General features: G+C 48.0%; 13 protein-coding genes, 3 pseudogenes and 1 riboswitch. Of the genes and pseudogenes, 12 read left to right on the forward strand and 4 right to left on the reverse strand.

Annotated features, from left to right (window positions below; all coding sequences use genetic code 11):
• A partial coding sequence (locus L693_RS31500) for a hypothetical protein (RefSeq protein WP_231503665.1) occupies nt 1-183 on the forward strand: 183 nt, incomplete at its 5' end.
• 7 nt (nt 184-190) lie between these two features.
• Here L693_RS31500 and L693_RS30645 read toward each other — a convergent pair.
• A complete protein-coding gene (locus L693_RS30645; protein WP_167518685.1) occupies nt 191-349 on the reverse strand; it encodes a hypothetical protein in 159 nt (52 codons plus the stop codon).
• A 293-nt stretch (nt 350-642) separates the two neighbouring features.
• On the opposite strand from L693_RS30645, the gene L693_RS0115440 reads away from it, so the two are divergent.
• The 5 genes and pseudogenes from L693_RS0115440 to L693_RS0115460 all read left to right on the forward strand — a co-directional run bounded on the left by L693_RS0115440 (nt 643) and on the right by L693_RS0115460 (nt 6830).
• Nucleotides 643-1974, forward strand: coding sequence for an extracellular solute-binding protein (locus tag L693_RS0115440; RefSeq protein ID WP_025718031.1), 1332 nt, complete (start codon nt 643-645; stop codon nt 1972-1974).
• Nucleotides 1975-2107: 133 nt separating this feature from the next.
• Nucleotides 2108-2998 carry a carbohydrate ABC transporter permease gene (locus L693_RS0115445; RefSeq protein WP_025718033.1) on the forward strand — a complete coding sequence of 297 codons (891 nt, stop codon included), beginning with the start codon at nt 2108-2110 and terminating at the stop codon, nt 2996-2998.
• Nucleotides 2999-3012: 14 nt separating this feature from the next.
• A complete protein-coding gene (locus L693_RS0115450) occupies nt 3013-3837 on the forward strand; it encodes a carbohydrate ABC transporter permease (RefSeq protein WP_025718035.1) in 825 nt (274 codons plus the stop codon).
• Between the two features lie 30 nt (nt 3838-3867).
• Nucleotides 3868-5665 (forward strand): annotated as a pseudogene (locus L693_RS0115455) (sensor histidine kinase).
• Nucleotides 5646-6830 (forward strand): response regulator, encoded by a 1185-nt coding sequence (locus L693_RS0115460; protein ID WP_025718037.1) that lies wholly within the window; start codon nt 5646-5648, stop codon nt 6828-6830. The pseudogene L693_RS0115455 and the gene L693_RS0115460 overlap by 20 nt, the downstream one beginning before the upstream one ends.
• Nucleotides 6831-6900: 70 nt before the next feature.
• On the opposite strand, the gene L693_RS0115465 is transcribed toward L693_RS0115460, so the two are convergent.
• Entirely contained in the window at nt 6901-7812 is a 912-nt protein-coding gene (locus L693_RS0115465) for a LysR family transcriptional regulator (RefSeq protein WP_025718038.1), read from the reverse strand.
• A gap of 189 nt (nt 7813-8001) precedes the next feature.
• Here L693_RS0115465 and L693_RS0115470 point away from each other — a divergent pair.
• The 5 genes and pseudogenes from L693_RS0115470 to L693_RS0115490 form a co-directional block, all read left to right on the forward strand.
• A pseudogene (locus tag L693_RS0115470) lies at nt 8002-8304 on the forward strand (UbiX family flavin prenyltransferase); the annotation flags it as partial.
• Nucleotides 8303-9090 (forward strand): annotated as a pseudogene (locus L693_RS0115475) (UbiD family decarboxylase); the annotation flags it as partial. The pseudogenes L693_RS0115470 and L693_RS0115475, both read left to right, overlap by 2 nt.
• A 225-nt stretch (nt 9091-9315) precedes the next feature.
• Nucleotides 9316-9777 (forward strand): pyridoxamine 5'-phosphate oxidase family protein, encoded by a 462-nt coding sequence (locus L693_RS0115480; protein WP_025718040.1) that lies wholly within the window; start codon nt 9316-9318, stop codon nt 9775-9777.
• A 124-nt stretch (nt 9778-9901) separates the two neighbouring features.
• Nucleotides 9902-11062 carry a serine hydrolase domain-containing protein gene (locus tag L693_RS0115485; protein WP_025718042.1) on the forward strand — a complete coding sequence of 387 codons (1161 nt, stop codon included), beginning with the start codon at nt 9902-9904 and terminating at the stop codon, nt 11060-11062.
• A 172-nt stretch (nt 11063-11234) separates the two neighbouring features.
• Complete coding sequence (locus L693_RS0115490) at nt 11235-13571, forward strand: Ig-like domain-containing protein (RefSeq protein WP_025718043.1); 2337 nt, start codon at nt 11235-11237, stop codon at nt 13569-13571.
• A 123-nt stretch (nt 13572-13694) separates the two neighbouring features.
• On the opposite strand, the gene sdaAA is transcribed toward L693_RS0115490, so the two are convergent.
• Together sdaAA and sdaAB are read right to left on the reverse strand one after the other, a co-directional pair.
• Nucleotides 13695-14594: an L-serine ammonia-lyase, iron-sulfur-dependent, subunit alpha gene (gene sdaAA, locus L693_RS0115495; RefSeq protein WP_025718045.1), complete on the reverse strand. Its 900-nt coding sequence runs from the start codon at nt 14592-14594 to the stop codon at nt 13695-13697.
• On the reverse strand, nt 14584-15273 hold the full coding sequence (gene sdaAB / locus L693_RS0115500) for an L-serine ammonia-lyase, iron-sulfur-dependent subunit beta (protein ID WP_025718047.1): 690 nt from the start codon (nt 15271-15273) through the stop codon (nt 14584-14586). The genes sdaAA and sdaAB overlap by 11 nt, the downstream gene beginning before the upstream one ends.
• A gap of 209 nt (nt 15274-15482) precedes the next feature.
• Nucleotides 15483-15598, reverse strand: a riboswitch (glycine riboswitch).
• A gap of 214 nt (nt 15599-15812) precedes the next feature.
• Here sdaAB and L693_RS0115505 point away from each other — a divergent pair.
• Nucleotides 15813-17320 (forward strand): DUF6359 domain-containing protein (locus tag L693_RS0115505; RefSeq protein ID WP_025718049.1); only part of this gene is annotated, 1508 nt, incomplete at its 3' end.

Here is a 17320-nt window from a genome sequence, read left to right on the forward strand (position 1 = left end):
CCGCAGGGTCCTGGGAGAGTAGGACGTTGCCAAGCACAGAAAAAAGCACGGCCCGTTAAGGGCTGTGCTTTTTTTATTTTATTCGATCTATTTATCGTCCATACACAAGTTTACCGTATCCTGGTTGTTCTCGTAAAGCGGTGTCTTGCCAGCTATTTTGAACAGAGGTACAGTGTTATCTGAGGGACACTTAATCTATTTCAACTTGTTCTGTCTGGAGAACACTTAAGGCTTGAAGTTTACGTGTAATTTCTTTTTGCCACTTTGTATCTCCGACTTGTACGGCAAGATTAAGAAGATCCAAATAATCATCAATATGCAGGGAGGTTTTGCTGAAAACTTCTTTCACTGCGGTCCTGCCTCCTTTAAGTCTATGTGTGTTTAATATTCTGTATTCAATAATGATAATCATTATCAAATTCTTATTTATATTATGCCTGTGTTCGAGATAAATTGCAAGTTATGATATGAATGAATTTTGAAGCACGCAAATGAGGGCTTAAAAAAACAAACCCTTCTCCTTAAGTTCACGCATTGTTCACAACTTTTATATAGAACATAATGAAAAAAACAAGCGGGCATTGAGTGTCCACCAATAGGGGACCAATTGCGTAATGCTTCAACAAGAGGAGGAAAAAGATTATGGGCAGAACAGAAATGAAAGCGTTTGCTGTTGTGGTGGTGAGCGCCTTGGGATTAACGCTGGCAGCTTGTAATAATGGACAGAGCGCAAGTCCGGGGAATTTAGGGAAACAGGGAGGAGATACTTCAACCCAAGATGTGACGATTACCTTCCAGAACATTAACCCTGACCCGAGTACCCCCTCTTACAAAATGATCAAGCAAATTGTCAGTCAATATGAGCAGGATCATCCTCATGTCAAAATTGAATTGGACTCACTCAATACAGATCAACAAAAGCTGAAGCTGAAAACGCAAGCAGCAGCGAAGGAAGTACCGGATATTACGATTGTAAACCCGGCTGCACAAATGAAACCGTTCGTGAATGCAGGATTGCTGGCTCCGTTAGACGATGTGGCTGATAAAGAGGGTTTAAAGAATACATTTCAGGATGGACTACTCGATTACTATAGCTTTGACGATAAGCTCTATGCTTTTCCTGACGGCAACAATATAGAAGTGGTGTTTTATAATAAAGAGCTGTTTGAGCAGGCGGGAATTCTAAAGCTGCCGACCACCTTTGATGAATTGATTACAACGGTCAAGACGCTGAAAACGAAGGGAATTACTCCGATTGCGATTGGAGAAAAGGATTCTTGGACCGGCTCCCTTCTTTTTATGAACATTTTGCTGCGCACAAATGAAGGGCCGAATTTTCTCAAGGATGTACTGGACGGCAAAAAGACCTTTAACGACCCAGCTTTTGTGGAAGCGGTGGATGCATTTCAGGAACTGGTGCAGGCAGGGGCTTTCCCAGACGGAGCTACATCCATTGACTATAACGCGGGTGGCAATATTTTTAAAACAGGAAAAGCTGCGATGTATATTATGGGCACGTGGGAAACCGGGTCTATTGATGCTTCACCGGTAGCAGGCAAGGTGGGAGCATTTCAATTTCCAACGGTAAATGGCAAGGGGGATGTGAATGAATATGTAGTAGCTCCAGGCAGCGCGTTTGCAGTATCGGCGAACAGTGAGCATTTACAGGAGACGAAGGATTTTCTGCACTATTTTATTACGGAGATGCCTAAGATTCAGTTTGATTTGAAAAACGCGATTGGCAGCGGTCAGAAAATAAAAGGCGATTTGAAGGAAGCCGGTTACTCTGAATTGGCGATTAGTCTGAATGAGCTATTCAAAAATGTAAAGGGTGGCGACCTCGCTTTCGATAATACGATGAATCCGGCTATTGCGCAGGCCCATCTGAGCAGTATTCAAAATCTGTTCGTGCAAAAGGAAAATTCTGTGCAGGTTGCCAAGGAGCATCAGAGTGTTTTTGAGGCGAATAAATAAGTGAGGATTTTGCAAATCCTGAAGTAATAATAGCAGGGGAGGAGCAGCAGAGCTACTTCCCTGATTGGAAATCAATCCTGTAGAGCGATGCAGCCTAGAAGGACGTTCACAAAACAATCAAAGGAGGCGGAGCATGAATGTACTGAAGGTACCGGCACGTACCATCACTGTTTTCGTGCTACCCTGTATACTGCTGTATACTTGTATGGTTTTTGTGCCGATTCTGGTGTCCGTGTATTGCGGATTGCTGGATTGGAACGGAATAGCCGAGGCGAAGTTTGTCGGACTGGCTAATTTCGAACGCATTTTTACAGCTGATCCGGTGTTCTGGCCGTCTGTGAGGCGGACCATGATGTTCGCGGTTTGTTCGATGGCAGAAATCCCGTTCTGTCTGATAATGGCCATTTTGCTCAATCGATATGTGCGTAAGGCGAATACGCTGGTTACGATGTACTTCCTGCCAGTTATTCTGTCGGTGGTCATTATAGGACAGCTATGGAAGACAATCTATAATCCCGCCTCCATGGGGGGAATGATGAATGGTATTTTAATATCGGTTGGGATGAAAAGCTGGACACGCTCATGGCTCACAGAACCGCAGATTGCGATGTACGCCCTTTATTTTGTAGCGTTGTGGCAGTATTTTGGCTATCATTTGCTAATCCAGTTTACCGGGGTACAAAATATACCGCATGAGCTGTACGAAGCAGCCAAAATTGATGGAGCTGAAGGGTTCAAAGCAGACCGATATATCACACTGCCGCTCATGGTGCCGATTATTAAGATATCCATGGTATTAGCTTTTATCGGTTCTCTGCAATCATTCGATTTGATCTGGGTGATGACAGGTGGAGGCCCGGCTCATGCGACGGATATGGTAGCTACATATATGTACAATATGTCCTTTTTATCAATGAAATATGGATATGGCAGCGCATTGGCTTCGATTCTCGTAGTCATTTGCTTGTCATTTACAATTGTGATAAATTTTGTTTTCAAACGGATCGAAAATAAGGTAAGCTAAAGGAGTTGGATCTATTGAACACTATGAAAAAAGCAGGTGTGTTCTTTCTATTGGCGATGTTAATCGTCACACAGCTGTATCCACTCTTCTGGCTGCTGACCTACTCGTTGAAGACAAATGAAGAGATATTGAGCGCAAGCTTCTTTGCCCTCCCGGTAGTGCCCCAGTGGCACAACTATCAGGAAGCCTATGAAGCAGGGAACTACTTGCGTTATTTAGGAAACAGTGTGCTGGTGACCGGGGCGACGATGATGTTCGTCATAGTATTAAGCTCGATGACTGCTTATGCGATTACGCGTTTTCGCTGGCGCTTCGGGACTGTTGTACTGACTTTGTTTTTGATCGGAATGATGATTCCGCTGCAGGCTACATTGCTGCCGCTGATGGTGATGTTTAAAAATGTTCACATTCTCAATACGTACTTCGCGCTGATTTTACCCTATATCGCTTTTCAGATACCGATTGCGGTCTTCATCCTATCCGGCTTTATGCGGTCCATACCTCACGAAATTGAAGAATCCGCTTACATTGACGGAGCAAGCATTTATCGTATTTTCCGCAGTGTAATCTTACCTATTTCGATTCCACCCATCATGACAGTGTGTATATTAACCTTCATTAACATTTGGAATGAATACATTATGGCTGCCACCTTTATCTCATCCGAGAAGCTCAAAACGCTCCCTTTTGGTGTCTATACATTCGTCAGCCAGTATTTTGTAAATTACGGCAATATTGGCGCTTTTCTGGTCATGGGAGCCTTACCAGTCATTATTATTTATTTTGTCTTGTCCGAAAAGATTACCAAGGGCATGGTAGCGGGAGCAGTTAAAGGATAGTCGGCCAAGGCGAGAGGAGCGCACAGAGGTATGCCGCGCCGTTTTCAATCCATTCAATACCGTTTGTTTGTTCTGTTCCTGTTAAGCATGTCCGGCATTGTGCTGGTGGTCAGTCTGTTATTTTACAACCGTACTACGGTGCAGTTCCATGATAAGGTCAGTGAACTGGCACGTAAAAATGTCTCCCAGACAGCAGGGCTGTTCGACTTGCTGCTCGGCAGCTACAACAGCCTGTCCAAATCGATCAGCAACAATATGGATTTGGTTCGCTTGCTAACGACGGATAGCAGTGATTTGCCTGCTGTTAACTACATCAACGAGCGTACGATTACGAATATTTTGGGAGCTATCTATTATTCACGGGAGGACCTGATCGGTATTCATGTCATCACGGACACAGGCAAGGTCTACAACTATGGCAATTATATGAATGTCATTGATACTCAGTACGAACATACGGAATGGTATAAGGAAATACGAAAGTCAGCAGGCAAAATCGCATGGCTGGGCGTGTATCCCCACTCTGTCATTGATCAAGTGGAAACCAGACCTGTATTTGCGTTCGGACGGCAGTTGTATGATCTGGACGAACACAAACCGATAGGGATTGTTCTATTTGAAGCCGAACCGCGTTCTGTTTTGTCCGCTCTTCACAACTTGCGGCTGGGTACCAATAGTCAGGTATATCTGTTAGGCCATGAAAACCGGATTGTATCGGCTACTTCCTCTGACCCTCCCCCGGATTTGCGGGGACTGGAACAGCAGGTAGCGGAGGATGATGTTATTGTAAACCGGAGTAATGAAAGTGTTGTAATCGCTTCCAAGCTGCCGTTTGCGGATTGGTCGGTCATTAGTGTGACACCCAGTGAGGATTTGAATGTAGAGCTGGTGCAAAATCAAAGATACTTGCTTATTGTGGCACCTATACTCATTATTGTGTCCGCGTTAATTGCATCTATTGTCTCCAGAGGGATTTCACTTCCGCTCAAGCGGGTCATTCGTGAAATGAATCGGGTAGAGACGGGGAATTTCCGTCATACGGTAAGCATAGAGTCATATGAAGAAATCAACCAGTTGGCCAATTCCTTCAACCATATGGTAAGACGGATTGCAGAACTGATTGAGCTGGTCCGTATCTCATCAGTCAGTGAAAAAAATGCGGAGCTGCATGCGCTGCAGACGCAGGTTAATCCACATTTTCTGTACAATACGCTGGATATGATTTATTGGATGCTGGATGAAAAGGGGCAGGATCAGCTAGGAGAGGTGGTACTCTCCTTATCCCATATGTTCCGCTACAGCAGCCATTGGGAAGAGGGGGCCGATGTAAGCCTTCGTGAGGAGGTGGAGCAGATCAGCCACTACCTTACAATCATCCAAGCCCGGCTGGAGGGCAGGGTATCCGTAGACATCAGCATGGATGAGCGATGGCTGGATATCCGTTTGCCGAAAATGACCTTGCAGCCATTGATTGAAAATGCAGTCAAGCATGGGCTGGAGCCGCTACCTGCGAATACAGGTGGCAAGCTGTTCGTTCGGGCAGAGGAGCATGGCGGTGTATTAAGTTTGCACATCATCGACAACGGTGCAGGGATGGAATACGAACGATGGGAGGTGGTTCAGGTAGCTTTGGCAGAACCCGGCAAGCAGACGGGCAGCGGGCAGGCGGGAGGCATCGGCCTGCAAAATCTAAATTTAAGGCTACGGCACATGTTTGGAGAGGAGTACGGTCTACGGATCTCTAGTACACCTGGGGCCGGAACGACAGCCACTGTAAGTGTGCCTCTGCCACAGAAGGAGGAAGAAACATGAATATTCTGATAGCTGACGATGAAAGTATGATTCGGCAGGGGATTCGGCGTACGATTGGCCAAGCTCTGCCAACTTGCGGCATTCATCTCGCTGCTTCCACCGAGGAAGCAGCGGGCATTCTGGCGGAGCATTCCGTGGATATTGTATTGACTGATATCCTGATGCCGGGTATGGATGGTCTGGAATTCATGCGCATTTCCAAGCGAAAGCATCCTCATCTACAGTGGGTTGTCATCTCGGCCCATTCCGACTTCCAATACGCGCAAAGAGCAGTGAAGCTGGGTGCCAAGGATTATCTGTTAAAGCCAATCGGCAAAAGGAAGCTGCTGGAATGTATTAATGTGCTGGCTGCCGAAGCGCTTGTCGCTTCGCAGCAGGCCAATGAGGGCAGGCTTCTCAAATCCAATATGGTCTATTTGCGTGAGGCTGTTTTTCAACGCTATGCACTTGGACTGGACACGGGAAAACTGGATATACAGCCCTTTATCGAAAATTATCCGGAGTTTCATCTCTTTATGGTTTGCATGGAACCTGATCATAAGCAGACGCATCTGGAGCATTTTATGATTGAAAACGTACTATCCGAGCTTATTGAGGCAGGGGGGAGCGGCTTTGTCGTCAGTCTCGACCGTCATAGCCTGCTGGGCATTGCACGCCTGCGGGATGAGGCGGAGGCTGCACGGCTGGAGACGTTACTCGAATCCCATTTAAAACGTTACGTGAAGGTGCCTCTGCAAATTACGCGCTCAGGCGTTCACCACAATTTTGCCTCCATACCTGAAGAGGTTGCACGGCTAAGAAGGACGCCGGAGGAGATTGCAGCGGCAGCAGCGGATATCGGAGAATGTCTTCGTAAAGGCATGCATACGGTGGATGTGGCATTGCAATATATTCAGGCTCATTTTACGGAGGAGCTGTCGTTAGAGAAGGTAGCTTCCGTCGTCTTTTTGAACCCGGTCTACTTTAGCCAACTGTTCAAGCAGAAAACGGGACAGGGCTATAAGGATTATGTCATTTGTTTGCGGATGGAGGAGGCGAAGCGGCTGCTCAGTGATCCCCACCTGCGGCTGGCTGATATCTCAGAGCGGATCGGCTACCAGAATATGCGGCATTTTACACAAGTATTCCGGCGTAAATGTGGAATGACTCCGACAGAGTATCGACATCAGCGAGTCAAGTAGGACGGGATATATAATCTGATCTGAATAGTGAGTACCTATGTAATATATGACTGTTCTGTGAGTGGAATTTCTACTCTGGGGCAGTCTTCTTTGTGTTTCCAACTCCAGCTTGCAGGTGTTCAATTAATTTGCGGGCTGCATTGGACAAATAGCGATCCTTACGCCATACGACGGCTGGTCGGGTAAAGGAGAAGGGCTCCTTAATAGATAGTGTGCGAAATCTGTCACCATACTCTTGTCCCAAGCCAGCGTCTGGAATAATAGTAATTCCCATGCCTGTTGATACAAGGGAGAGAATGGTCGATATTTCAGGGCAGTCCAGTACCACACGGGGGTTAAGATGCTGCTCCTGAAATTTGCGAATCACAGTCTCGTATATCCCAAGTCCTTCCGTTCGACGTGCTAACAGGAGATCATAGCTGGCGACTTCCTGTAACGTAATTTCACCACTCGGATGACGATCTGCCCATTCACAAGGAAGCACCACAACAAAAGGAATCTCCTCTAATTCTATCGTATGGTACGACTTGTCATCTACCGGGAGAAGGAGCAGGGCCAAATCAACTTTATTCTGATGCAGCAGCTCTTCCAGGTAATGCGTGTCCCCATGCCCTATTTTAATATACACCCCCGGGTAATCCTGATGAAAGCGGCTGAGAGGTCCGGTAATCAGTGACATACAGACCGATGAAGTGCCTATAGACAGAGTACCGGTGACATTACTTTCAAATTCACCAATTTCTCTACAGGTATCCTCCATCTCGGCCAATAATCGCTTGGCACGGGTGTATAGTGCGTATCCGGCCTCAGTTACCTCCCACTTCTTTCCTTCGCGGTAAATTAGCTTGACGCCAAGCTCATCCTCCATATTTTTGAGTTGTTGACTTAATGGAGGCTGAGCCATGTTAAGCATTCGGGCGGCCTTCGTGATTTGCCCTTCTTCCACAATGGTGCAGAAGTAGTGCAGATGCTTTATATCCATTTAGGGTACCTCCCATTTCTGAACAGTCTCAAGTGAATACTTTTAAAGTATACATTACATATATTATATATATTTTTCGTGAGTACAGGTAAGGCGTATAATTTTTGGTAGTGATGAAATGGATAAACTTGTCTAAAGAGCAGAGCATTGTTAGAGGACGGAAACAATGGAGTGAAAGCAGGGGAATATATGAAGAAAATCATTGTAGGAATATCGGGAGCGACGGGGTCAATCTTTAGTATCCGTATATTACAGCATTTACGAGAGGCGGGGGTTCAGAGCCACCTCGTGTTATCTCCGTGGGCTATTGCAAACATTCCCTATGAGACAGGCAACACGGTCAAGGAAGTGGAGATGATGGCGGATGTGGTTTACTCGTACAAGGATCAGGCTGCGCGTATTTCTAGCGGTTCCTTCCGGATAGACGGTATGATTGTTGCTCCTTGCAGCATGAAGACGCTCGCTTCCATTCGTATTGGAATGGCGGACAACGACGGCTGCCTCTACACCACTGTTGTACGATCAATCCGAATATGAGATGGCAGTGCCATTCAGGGTGAGCCTTACCGTGTAGTTAAAGCCAAGGATGCGGACCTGGATCTGCCTTGGGGGGCTGAGGCCATTCTGGAAGGTGAAGTGTTAGCGGGCGAGCGGGAGTATGAAGGTCCATTCGGTGAATTCACAGGTCACTATTCCGGTGGGCGCGCGATGCCAGTCATTCAGATTAATCGTGTATATCACCGTAAGCAGCCTATCTTTGAGCATTTGTACATCGGAATGCCTTGGACGGAAACGGACTATATGATTGGTGTAAATACAAGTGTACCGTTGTTCCAACAGCTCAAGGATGCATTTCCTAATGAAATCGTAGCCGTTAATGCCATGTATACGCATGGGCTTGTCGCTATTATTTCTACGAAAACCTGGTATGGCGGTTTTGCGAAGGCTGTGGGGATGCGTGCGTTAACGACTCCGCATGGGCTGGGGTATTTCAAGCTGGTCATTGTAGTGGATGAGGATGTCGATCCGTTCAATCTGCCGCAGGTCATGTGGGCTTTATCCACTAAGCTGCATCCGAAGCATGATGCTGTCATAGTTCCAGGCTTGTCTGTTTTGCCGCTTGACCCTGGCTCTGGTCCGGCAGGAATGACTCACAAAATGATACTGGATGCGACGACACCTGTAGCACCGGATATTCGAGGCCATTACTCGCAGCCGCTTGATTCTCCGCTGGGTGTAGCCGATTGGGAGAAAAAGCTGAGCCAAATGCTGCGTTAAATATGTTTGAAAATAAAAAAATTAAAGGAGTGCTGACAGATGCATATTTGTCCCCGTTGTGAGTCCAATCGTTCAGAAGTTGATCAGCGTTCAAGGTCGATCCCCGGGATATTCCGAATGCGATTCACGTACCCCTGATTGCAGAACGGAGGCGGGATCGTTCGTAACCGGATGTAAATTGTGGTATTTTGAGTATATGGGCCGAAGTAAAGGGGGGTATACTTTATGCAGATACCAAGGATCGGCAAGGAGCTGTTCACGCTGTTGAATGGCAAGGCATTGGAGAACAAGCAGCATGAAGCGATGATGCTGCTGACGGTCACAGAGGATCAGTGGCCGCACGTTGCAATGATTAGCGTAGGTGAGATTGTTGCGCTCGACGAGGGGAATTTGCGGCTGGCACTATGGCCGGGGACGACCACGACAGGTAACATGATCCGCACCGGGAAAGCAACGCTTGCGGTGTTCATCGGCGGGAAGGCGCATTATGTACGGCTGTCACTGGAGCATCTGCCGATGTTGCCCGGAGCCAAGCATGTGCGTGAGCGATTTGCGGCACAGATATTCGCTGCCCGAGAAGATTCGGCCCAATATGCAGATATTGTGACAGGCGTTACAATCCGACTCAAGGAGCCGGAAGCGGTGCTGGATCGCTGGAAAGACACGGTGGCAGAACTGTTAATGTAAAGTCATCTGGTGGTTATGACATGGGTAATAAGCGCTTACAGGAATCAGGTTGGGCTTGTTGGAACAGGAGATTAGAGCGCGAGGGAAAGCTTGTTTCTTTTGAGGAAAAACAGGAGGGATAAATATGTCTCGTTTTCAAAAGGTAGATCAGCTATTGCAACAATTCGTAGCGAATGGACCGGCAGGGTGTGGTTGTGCCATTGCACAAAATGGTCAGGTGTTATATGAAGGATACTACGGATATGCTGATCTGGAAGCTCAAAAACCAATCACTGAGGATACCGTGTATCGCTTATTTTCCATGACAAAGGTTATTGTATGTACGGCTGCACTTATGCTGTATGAACGCGGACAATTTTTGTTGAATGAGCCTTTGTATGAATATTTCCCCGAATATCGTAATTCGTATGTATTCAAAACTGCTCCTAACGGACATACCTACATTGATAAGGCGGATAGTCCCATTTTAATTAAGCATATATTCAATATGAGCGCAGGGCTTCCTTACGCTTCCGAGTCTTCAGAAACAGGGAAAGCTATGCAGAAAGTCATTAAAGAGTTAAAGGAAAGACAGGGGAAATATGATTTGCGCACAGAAATTAAAGCGCTTTCTAAAGTTCCGCTTGCATTCGAGCCGGGAACACGATGGTTATACGGATATGGACATGATCTTGTTGCAGGTCTCATTGAAGTGATTTCAGGAAAATCATTGGGACAATTTCTAAAGGATGAAATATTTGATCCACTTGGCATGAACAGTACAGGTTACCGTTATCGTGGGGATATTGAATCGCGGATGGCTTCCGTGTATCACCGGACAGACACAGGAGAACTTGAAAAAACAGAAGGTTTCTTGGATGAATATCATCAATCAGATGCTATATATGAAAGTGGAGGCGCAGGTCTGTATTCGACGGTTAAAGAGTATCTTACATTTTCACAAATGCTATCGAATGGCGGGATGATAGACGGTGTGAGGCTATTAGGGAGAAAAACGATTGATTTAATGCGCACAAATCATTTGAATACAGCCCAGTTATCCGATTTTACGAATTCATATCATACAGGCTATGGTTACGGACTGGGCGTGCGCACGTTGATTGATAAAGCGGCGGGGCACGCAAACAGCTCTATTGGAGAATTTGGCTGGACGGGAGCAGTAGGCACTTGGGTTTCTATAGATCCAAGCGAGCAGTTTTCGGTCGTTTATATGCATCAGCTCGATCCAAACATGGAAGAATACCACCATTTAAGAGTTCGTGCAGCAGCTTACAGCTGCTTGTAAAAGTAAGGTTACATTTAACGACTTGATCTGGATCAGTACCGATTCTAGTTAATAAGGACCAAATTTTCTTTAAAGCCTAAACTATTCTTTTCCATATGTCGACATAAAACGTAGGTATAAGGATTTTGCGGAATCCTTGATTTTAAGTTTTGAATTGGGAGGGAATTAGATTTTGAAGAATAGGTGGTCTGGTTTTCTGGCGTTGGTCATCCTGATCTCAAGTTTTACATCATATGCAGGGCTCGCATACGCGGCTGATCCGGTGCTTTCCAAGATTGTCCTTTCCTCTAACGAGGTAACTGTGCAACAGGGAGATACGGCTGCATTGACGGCTACGGCTATTTATACCGATGGGACGACTTCAAATGTAACCGTAAGCACGGATTGGAAAAGTGACAATACAGCTATTGCTACGGTATACAACGGTACAGTTTCAGGCAAGGGTGAAGGGGAAGCGACTGTGGTTGCGACCTATAAAGATAAAATACAATCGGTTCAGGTACATGTAACGAAAAAGGTTAAGGCATTGACATCCAGTGTACAAAGCCTGAGCTTGCGTTCAAGCGGCACTGGACAGATTGATCTGACAGCAACTTACAGTGATAATACAACAGCTCAGGTTTCGGGTGATGCTACATGGACCTCGGATAACCAGAAGGTAGCAACCGTAGTTAACGGATTGGTTACCGCTCAGGGAGCAGGGACAGCCAATATTAAGGCCGTATACGGTCAACAGACCGTAACGATTGCTGTGCAGGTGGAACAGGTTAAACGTTTGGATGTTAGTCCATCTGAGGTTTCCCTGTTGTTGAAGGAAACTCAGAAGGTTAAATTGACAGCGACGTTCCCGGATGGAACGGTACAGGACGTTACAGAGTCTGCCGAGTGGAGCTCTAGCAATGCAGCGGTGGCAGACGTACTGAAAGGCACCATTACCGGCTATAGTGCGGGAAAGGCGACGATTACTGGTAAATATGGTACAATGTCCGCTACAATTTCGGTAGATGTTGATCAAACGAACAAGCTGAAAGCCAGCGAATCTGATATTTTTCTCCGTTTGGATGAATCCAAGAAAATACAGGTTTCCGCTGTTTACCCGGATGGAACGGTAACTGATATCACAGATAAGGCTACTTGGACATCAAGTGATGAGAAAATTGCGACGGTGAATAAAGGAACGATTATGGCGATTGGAGCGGGTTCAGCTACGGTGACCGCTAAGTATGGTGATAAGGCTGTTTCGATCAAGACAGACGTTGAAACCTCCAGATATCTCGATTTGAGTGAGGACAAGCTGAGCCTGAATGCCAAGGAAACCAAAAAGCTCAAGCTGACTGCTACGTATGTAACAGGTACGGAAGAGGATATTACAAGCAAGGCAGAGTGGAAATCCAGCAATGAAGATATTGCATTTGTCAGTAAGGGTGAAGTAACGGGCTATAAAACAGGTGAGGCAACGATCACTGCTTCGTATGGCGGTAAAACAGCCACAGCGACGGTATCCGTGAATGTACCTGGTGACCTGGCTTTGTCCTCCAAAACAGCAACGATTGATGTTAATGAGGATTATACTGCAACTTTGACCGCTACTTATGCCGACGGGCGTAAGGAAGATGTGACACAGGATGCGGAATGGACTTCAAGTGCGGAAGACATTGCTTCTGTATCCAAAGGAACGATTACGGGTAAATCAGCCGGTAAGGCGGTTATTACAGCAACCTACAACGGCAAAAAATTTACGATAAACGTTCAAGTGGGCCTTGTAGACCGTTTGGAAACAGACTCACGGGTCATTGCGCTCGGTGCCCAGGAAACGAAGCAATTGAAGGTAACTGGCGTCAAGAATGGCGGTGCAAAAACAGATGTAACCAAGGATGCTACCTGGACGACCAGCAATGTGAAAGTGGTCGAGGTTAGCGAGGGCTTGATCAAAGCGAATGGCAGTGGTAAGGCTACCGTTACAGCTTCCTATGGCAAGCAAAACCTTACATTCACAGTGGAAGTGGACGTAGCGCAAAAGATTGAGGCGGATGCGATCGCGTTATCGCTGAAATCCGGTGATCAAAAAACCATCGCGCTTGTTGTTAAATCCAGTGATGGCAAAGAAAAGGACGTTACAACCCAGGCTGAATGGAAAACGTCCAATTACAAGGTAGCTACGGTTAAGAAGGGGCAGGTTACCGCGGTCAGCTATGGTAAAAGCAACATTCAGGCGAAGTTCGGCGGGAAGGTTATCAGTGTACCCGTGGATGTAGATACACTTAAATATTTGCAAACAGACGAAGTCACATTGAATTTGAAGGCAGGACAACTGGCTAAAGTGACGGCTACAGCTACGTACAAGGACGAGTCGGAGCAGGATGTTTCCAAACCGGCTGTCTGGTCCTCGTCGAGAATTATTGTTGCCACAGTCAAAGACGGTAACATTAAGGCACAGGGCAAGGGGAAAGCCGTAATTACAGTAAAATATGCAGGTAAAATGACGAAGGTACAGGTGAACGTGCAGTAATCTGTAACCGACTGAAAAGAAAAAGAGCAGGCATACGTCCAGGGACGACATGCTTGCTCTTTTCTTAATATGGTAAATCCTCTTTCTTCAGGAGAATGTAGAGGGAGGACTGGCGCTTAAAAACTACGACTTTTTGTTCTTGGTCGATGCGTTGCGTGTAAGCGATTCGGTTAAGCGCTTGCCGGTCGGCGTCTGCGCCAAGCCGCCCTTGGCGGTCTCGCGGTGCTTTGACGGCATCGCGCTGCCGACCTCGAGCATCACGTCAATGACTTCGTCAGACGGGATGGCGCTGCGCACACCTGCCAAGGCCATATCCGCTGCGGCAAGCGCGGTGACAGCCCCCAGTCCGTTGCGCACGATGCACGGAATCTCCACGAGTCCGGCGACGGGGTCGCAAATCAGGCCGAGCGTGTTTTTAAGGGCGAGGCCCACGGCGTGAATAGCCTGCTCAGGCGTGCCGCCGCGCAGCTCGACCATAGCGCCGGCGGCCATCCCGATCGCTGAGCCAATCTCAGCCTGACAGCCTCCCTCTGCGCCGGAAATGAAGGAGTTGTTGGCGATCACGTAGCCGATGGCTCCAGCGGCGAACAGGCCGCGCACCATATGCTCGTCATCCCAGCCGAATCGCTCCTGTGCACTGATGAACACACCGGGGATGACTCCGCATGAGCCTGCGGTGGGCGTGGCGACAATACGACCCATGGACGCATTAACCTCCGACACGGAGAGGGCATACGCCATGGCTAGCGCCGAGGCATCGCCGGAGCAGGTTTCCCCTGCCCGCAAATATTCAGCCAGGCGCTTGCCGTCGCCGCCCGTCAATCCACTGCGGGATACAGTGTCTTGTGTCTGACCACGATGAACGGCTTCCTTCATTACTTCATAATAATCAGACATTTGGCGGAAGATTTCTTCCTCCGATGTGTTCGTCTCTTGTGCCTGCTCTTGAATCATCAGACGGCCAATCGTGGTGGATTCCTTCGCACATAAAGCACTGATTTCATGCAGACGGCTAAATCGCATCAGATTCAGCTCCTTTTTTCAAATTGATCATTTTAATTTCGTACATATGAGGTAAGGACCGCAGCTTTTTGATCACTTCAGGCGTAGCAGGACTGTCCATTTCGATGGCGGTAAGTGCTTCACCATCCCGGCTTTTGCGATCCACGTGCATATAGGCAATGTTAATGTCAGCCGCTCCGAGCGCTGAGGTCACCGCGCCCAATGTACCGGGCTTATCCGAGTGAAGAAGCACTAGCGTGGGCAGCTCTCCGGTCAGATTGACCCGGAATTCGTTGAGCTGCTGGACATGGATGCTTCCGCCGCCAATGGAGGAACCCAGCAGCGTGCGCAGCTCCTCATCCTTCCACAGCTCGAAGCGGACCGTGTTCGGATGAGGGGCGGGTAGTCCGCTAAAGGCGAATTCCACCGCCATCCCGGCTTGCTCTGCCCATTGCTCGGCATCCGGAATTCGGTAGTCGTCCGTATCGTAATCGAGCAGCCCCGCGATGAGCGCCAGGTCTGTGCCGTGGCCCTTGTACGTATCGGCAAAAGAACCGTACAGTGTCATGCGGGCACGGTCAGGCTGTGCGCCGAGCCAGTGCCGGGCAACGCGTGCGAGCCGCACCGCGCCTGCGGTATGTGAGCTGGAGGGTCCGGTCATAGCCGGGCCGATAATGGAAAATACATCTTTGAAACGCATGGTATGGCCCCCTGTATGTTCTAATACCATAGTATATGGTATTGCCGCGTCTTGCGCGTATAGACGGTTCCTAATGCTGACGCACGATGTGAGCGCAAAAAAGGACAGGATAAGGAAGTTTCCCTTATCTCTGTCCTCGTTACCTGAGAGTTTCGTGCGGTGTCATTCCCGCCTTACCCCTTGGGTGGCTTGCGCTCTCTCCAGAGTTGCGTCAGATGACGATACATGGACCTGAGAGATTATCCGTCAGCCGGGTGCTGGCGTCTTGCTCCTTCGGTGCCTCCAGGCTGTAAGCTTCCTGGACGGACTCTCCCGTCATCTTCATTCGCGTATACCGTTCTACATATCTTTTTTAGAATAATATATGCTGTGACCGCTGTCAACCACAGGATTCGATTTTTACAAAGACCAACAGGTTCCCACTAGAAAAAATTAATTTTTACATAATTATGGATGAAATCAGGAAGGAATTAGAGGATAGATCGCTAATCTGATAGAGGACAATACCATTTATGGAATAATAGGAGGGATATTGACGTATGGCAAAAGGCTTGCGCTTCACAGGTTCACGCTTGAAAGGAATGCTGCATCTGGCAGCGATTGTATCACTGCTTATAGGAATTTTCGTTCCGTTCGGTCAAGTTAAAGCCGAGGGGGCATTGACAGTGGCTGAAGCCCTTCAGCGCCAAAGCAGCGGAAGCACGGTGACGGTGGAAGGCTACATCGTCGGACATGCTACCGGATCAAAAACGGCCAACTTTTCCAGCCCGTTTGCCAATGATTTTAACGTATTAATTGCTGATCAGGCCAATGAACACAATACGTCTAGTCTATTGGATATACAGCTTACATCAGCGTACAGAGGGCAGTTTGGACTTTCAGGCCACCCTGAGCTGATCGGCAGCAAAATCCGCGTGACGGGTACGCTTGGTGCCTACAACAATTTTGGTGGAGTGAAAAGCCCGAGCGCTGTGGAGCTGGTGAGTGGAAGCGAGCCAGGAAACCCTGGTGATCCGGGCGAGCCTGATCCTGGTACCCCGGGACAACCCGGTACGACATTGCCGGATGGAAAAGGCAAAAAGGTTCTGTTCGATAATACGCATGCACAGACAGCCGGAGCTGCGGATTGGGTCATTGATGGCGCCTTCTCCGATTTTGCGGACGGGCTGCGCAATGCTGGTTTTACCGTGGACCAGTTGAACCGTTCCATTCCTTTTACCTATGGAGAGCAGGCCATAACGTATGACAAGCTGCGTCCATATGATGTGTTCATCATCGGTGAAGCCAATGTTGCCTTTAAGGCATCCGAGCAGGCTGCTTTGCTGCAATATGTGAAGAACGGGGGCAGCGTCTTTTTCATCTCCGACCACTATAATGCAGACCGTAACAAAAACCGCTGGGATTCTTCCGAGGTCATGAACGGCTATCGCCGCGGAGCCTATTCCAATCCGGCAAAAGGCATGACAGCAGAAGAAGCTGCATCACCGGCAATGCAGGGCTTAACCAGCTCTGACTGGCTGGCAACGAACTTTGGTGTTCGTTTCCGCTACAATGCGCTCGGTGACGTGAACGCGACGGACATTGTGGCTGCGGATCAATCCTTCGGTATTACCAAGGGCGTGAGCTCTATTGCAATGCATGCTGGATCTACGCTGGCTATTATTGATCCGGACAAGGCTAAAGGGATTGCTTATATCCCTGCAGGCACGAAAAAATGGGGCAATGCTGTAGATCAGGGTGTCTATAACGGCGGAGGCCGTGCCGAAGGCCCCTTTGCCGCTATTTCCAAGGTAGGCCAGGGCAAGGCGGCATTCATCGGTGATTCTTCACCTGTCGAAGATGCCACGCCGAAATATGCGCGTGAGGAAAACGGACAGTCGAAGAAGACGTATGATGGCTTCAAGGAAGTGGACGATGCTACCTTCCTGGTGCAAACCGTCCAATGGCTTGCATGGAAGCAGGACTATACGAAGCTGTCCGAGGTGGCGGGCCTGACACTTGACCAGCCGACGAAGCTGCTGCCGTTCGAGGAGCCTGCGGCTTTTTC

The organism is Paenibacillus sp. 1-18 (assembly GCF_000520755.1).
GTDB classification, from domain to species: Bacteria; Bacillota; Bacilli; order Paenibacillales; family Paenibacillaceae; genus Paenibacillus; species Paenibacillus brasilensis.

What these genes read in the sequence shown, in the direction of transcription:
- L693_RS0115485 (WP_025718042.1), top strand. Translation starts at nt 9,902, where the DNA reads ATGTCTCGTTTTCAAAAGGTAGATCAGCTATTGCAACAATTCGTAGCG.
- sdaAA (WP_025718045.1), bottom strand. Translation starts at nt 14,594, where the DNA reads ATGCGATTTAGCCGTCTGCATGAAATCAGTGCTTTATGTGCGAAGGAA.
- L693_RS0115465 (WP_025718038.1), bottom strand. Translation starts at nt 7,812, where the DNA reads ATGGATATAAAGCATCTGCACTACTTCTGCACCATTGTGGAAGAAGGG.
- sdaAB (WP_025718047.1), bottom strand. Translation starts at nt 15,273, where the DNA reads ATGCGTTTCAAAGATGTATTTTCCATTATCGGCCCGGCTATGACCGGA.
- L693_RS0115440 (WP_025718031.1), top strand. Translation starts at nt 643, where the DNA reads ATGGGCAGAACAGAAATGAAAGCGTTTGCTGTTGTGGTGGTGAGCGCC.
- L693_RS0115480 (WP_025718040.1), top strand. Translation starts at nt 9,316, where the DNA reads ATGCAGATACCAAGGATCGGCAAGGAGCTGTTCACGCTGTTGAATGGC.
- L693_RS0115445 (WP_025718033.1), top strand. Translation starts at nt 2,108, where the DNA reads ATGAATGTACTGAAGGTACCGGCACGTACCATCACTGTTTTCGTGCTA.
- L693_RS0115460 (WP_025718037.1), top strand. Translation starts at nt 5,646, where the DNA reads ATGAATATTCTGATAGCTGACGATGAAAGTATGATTCGGCAGGGGATT.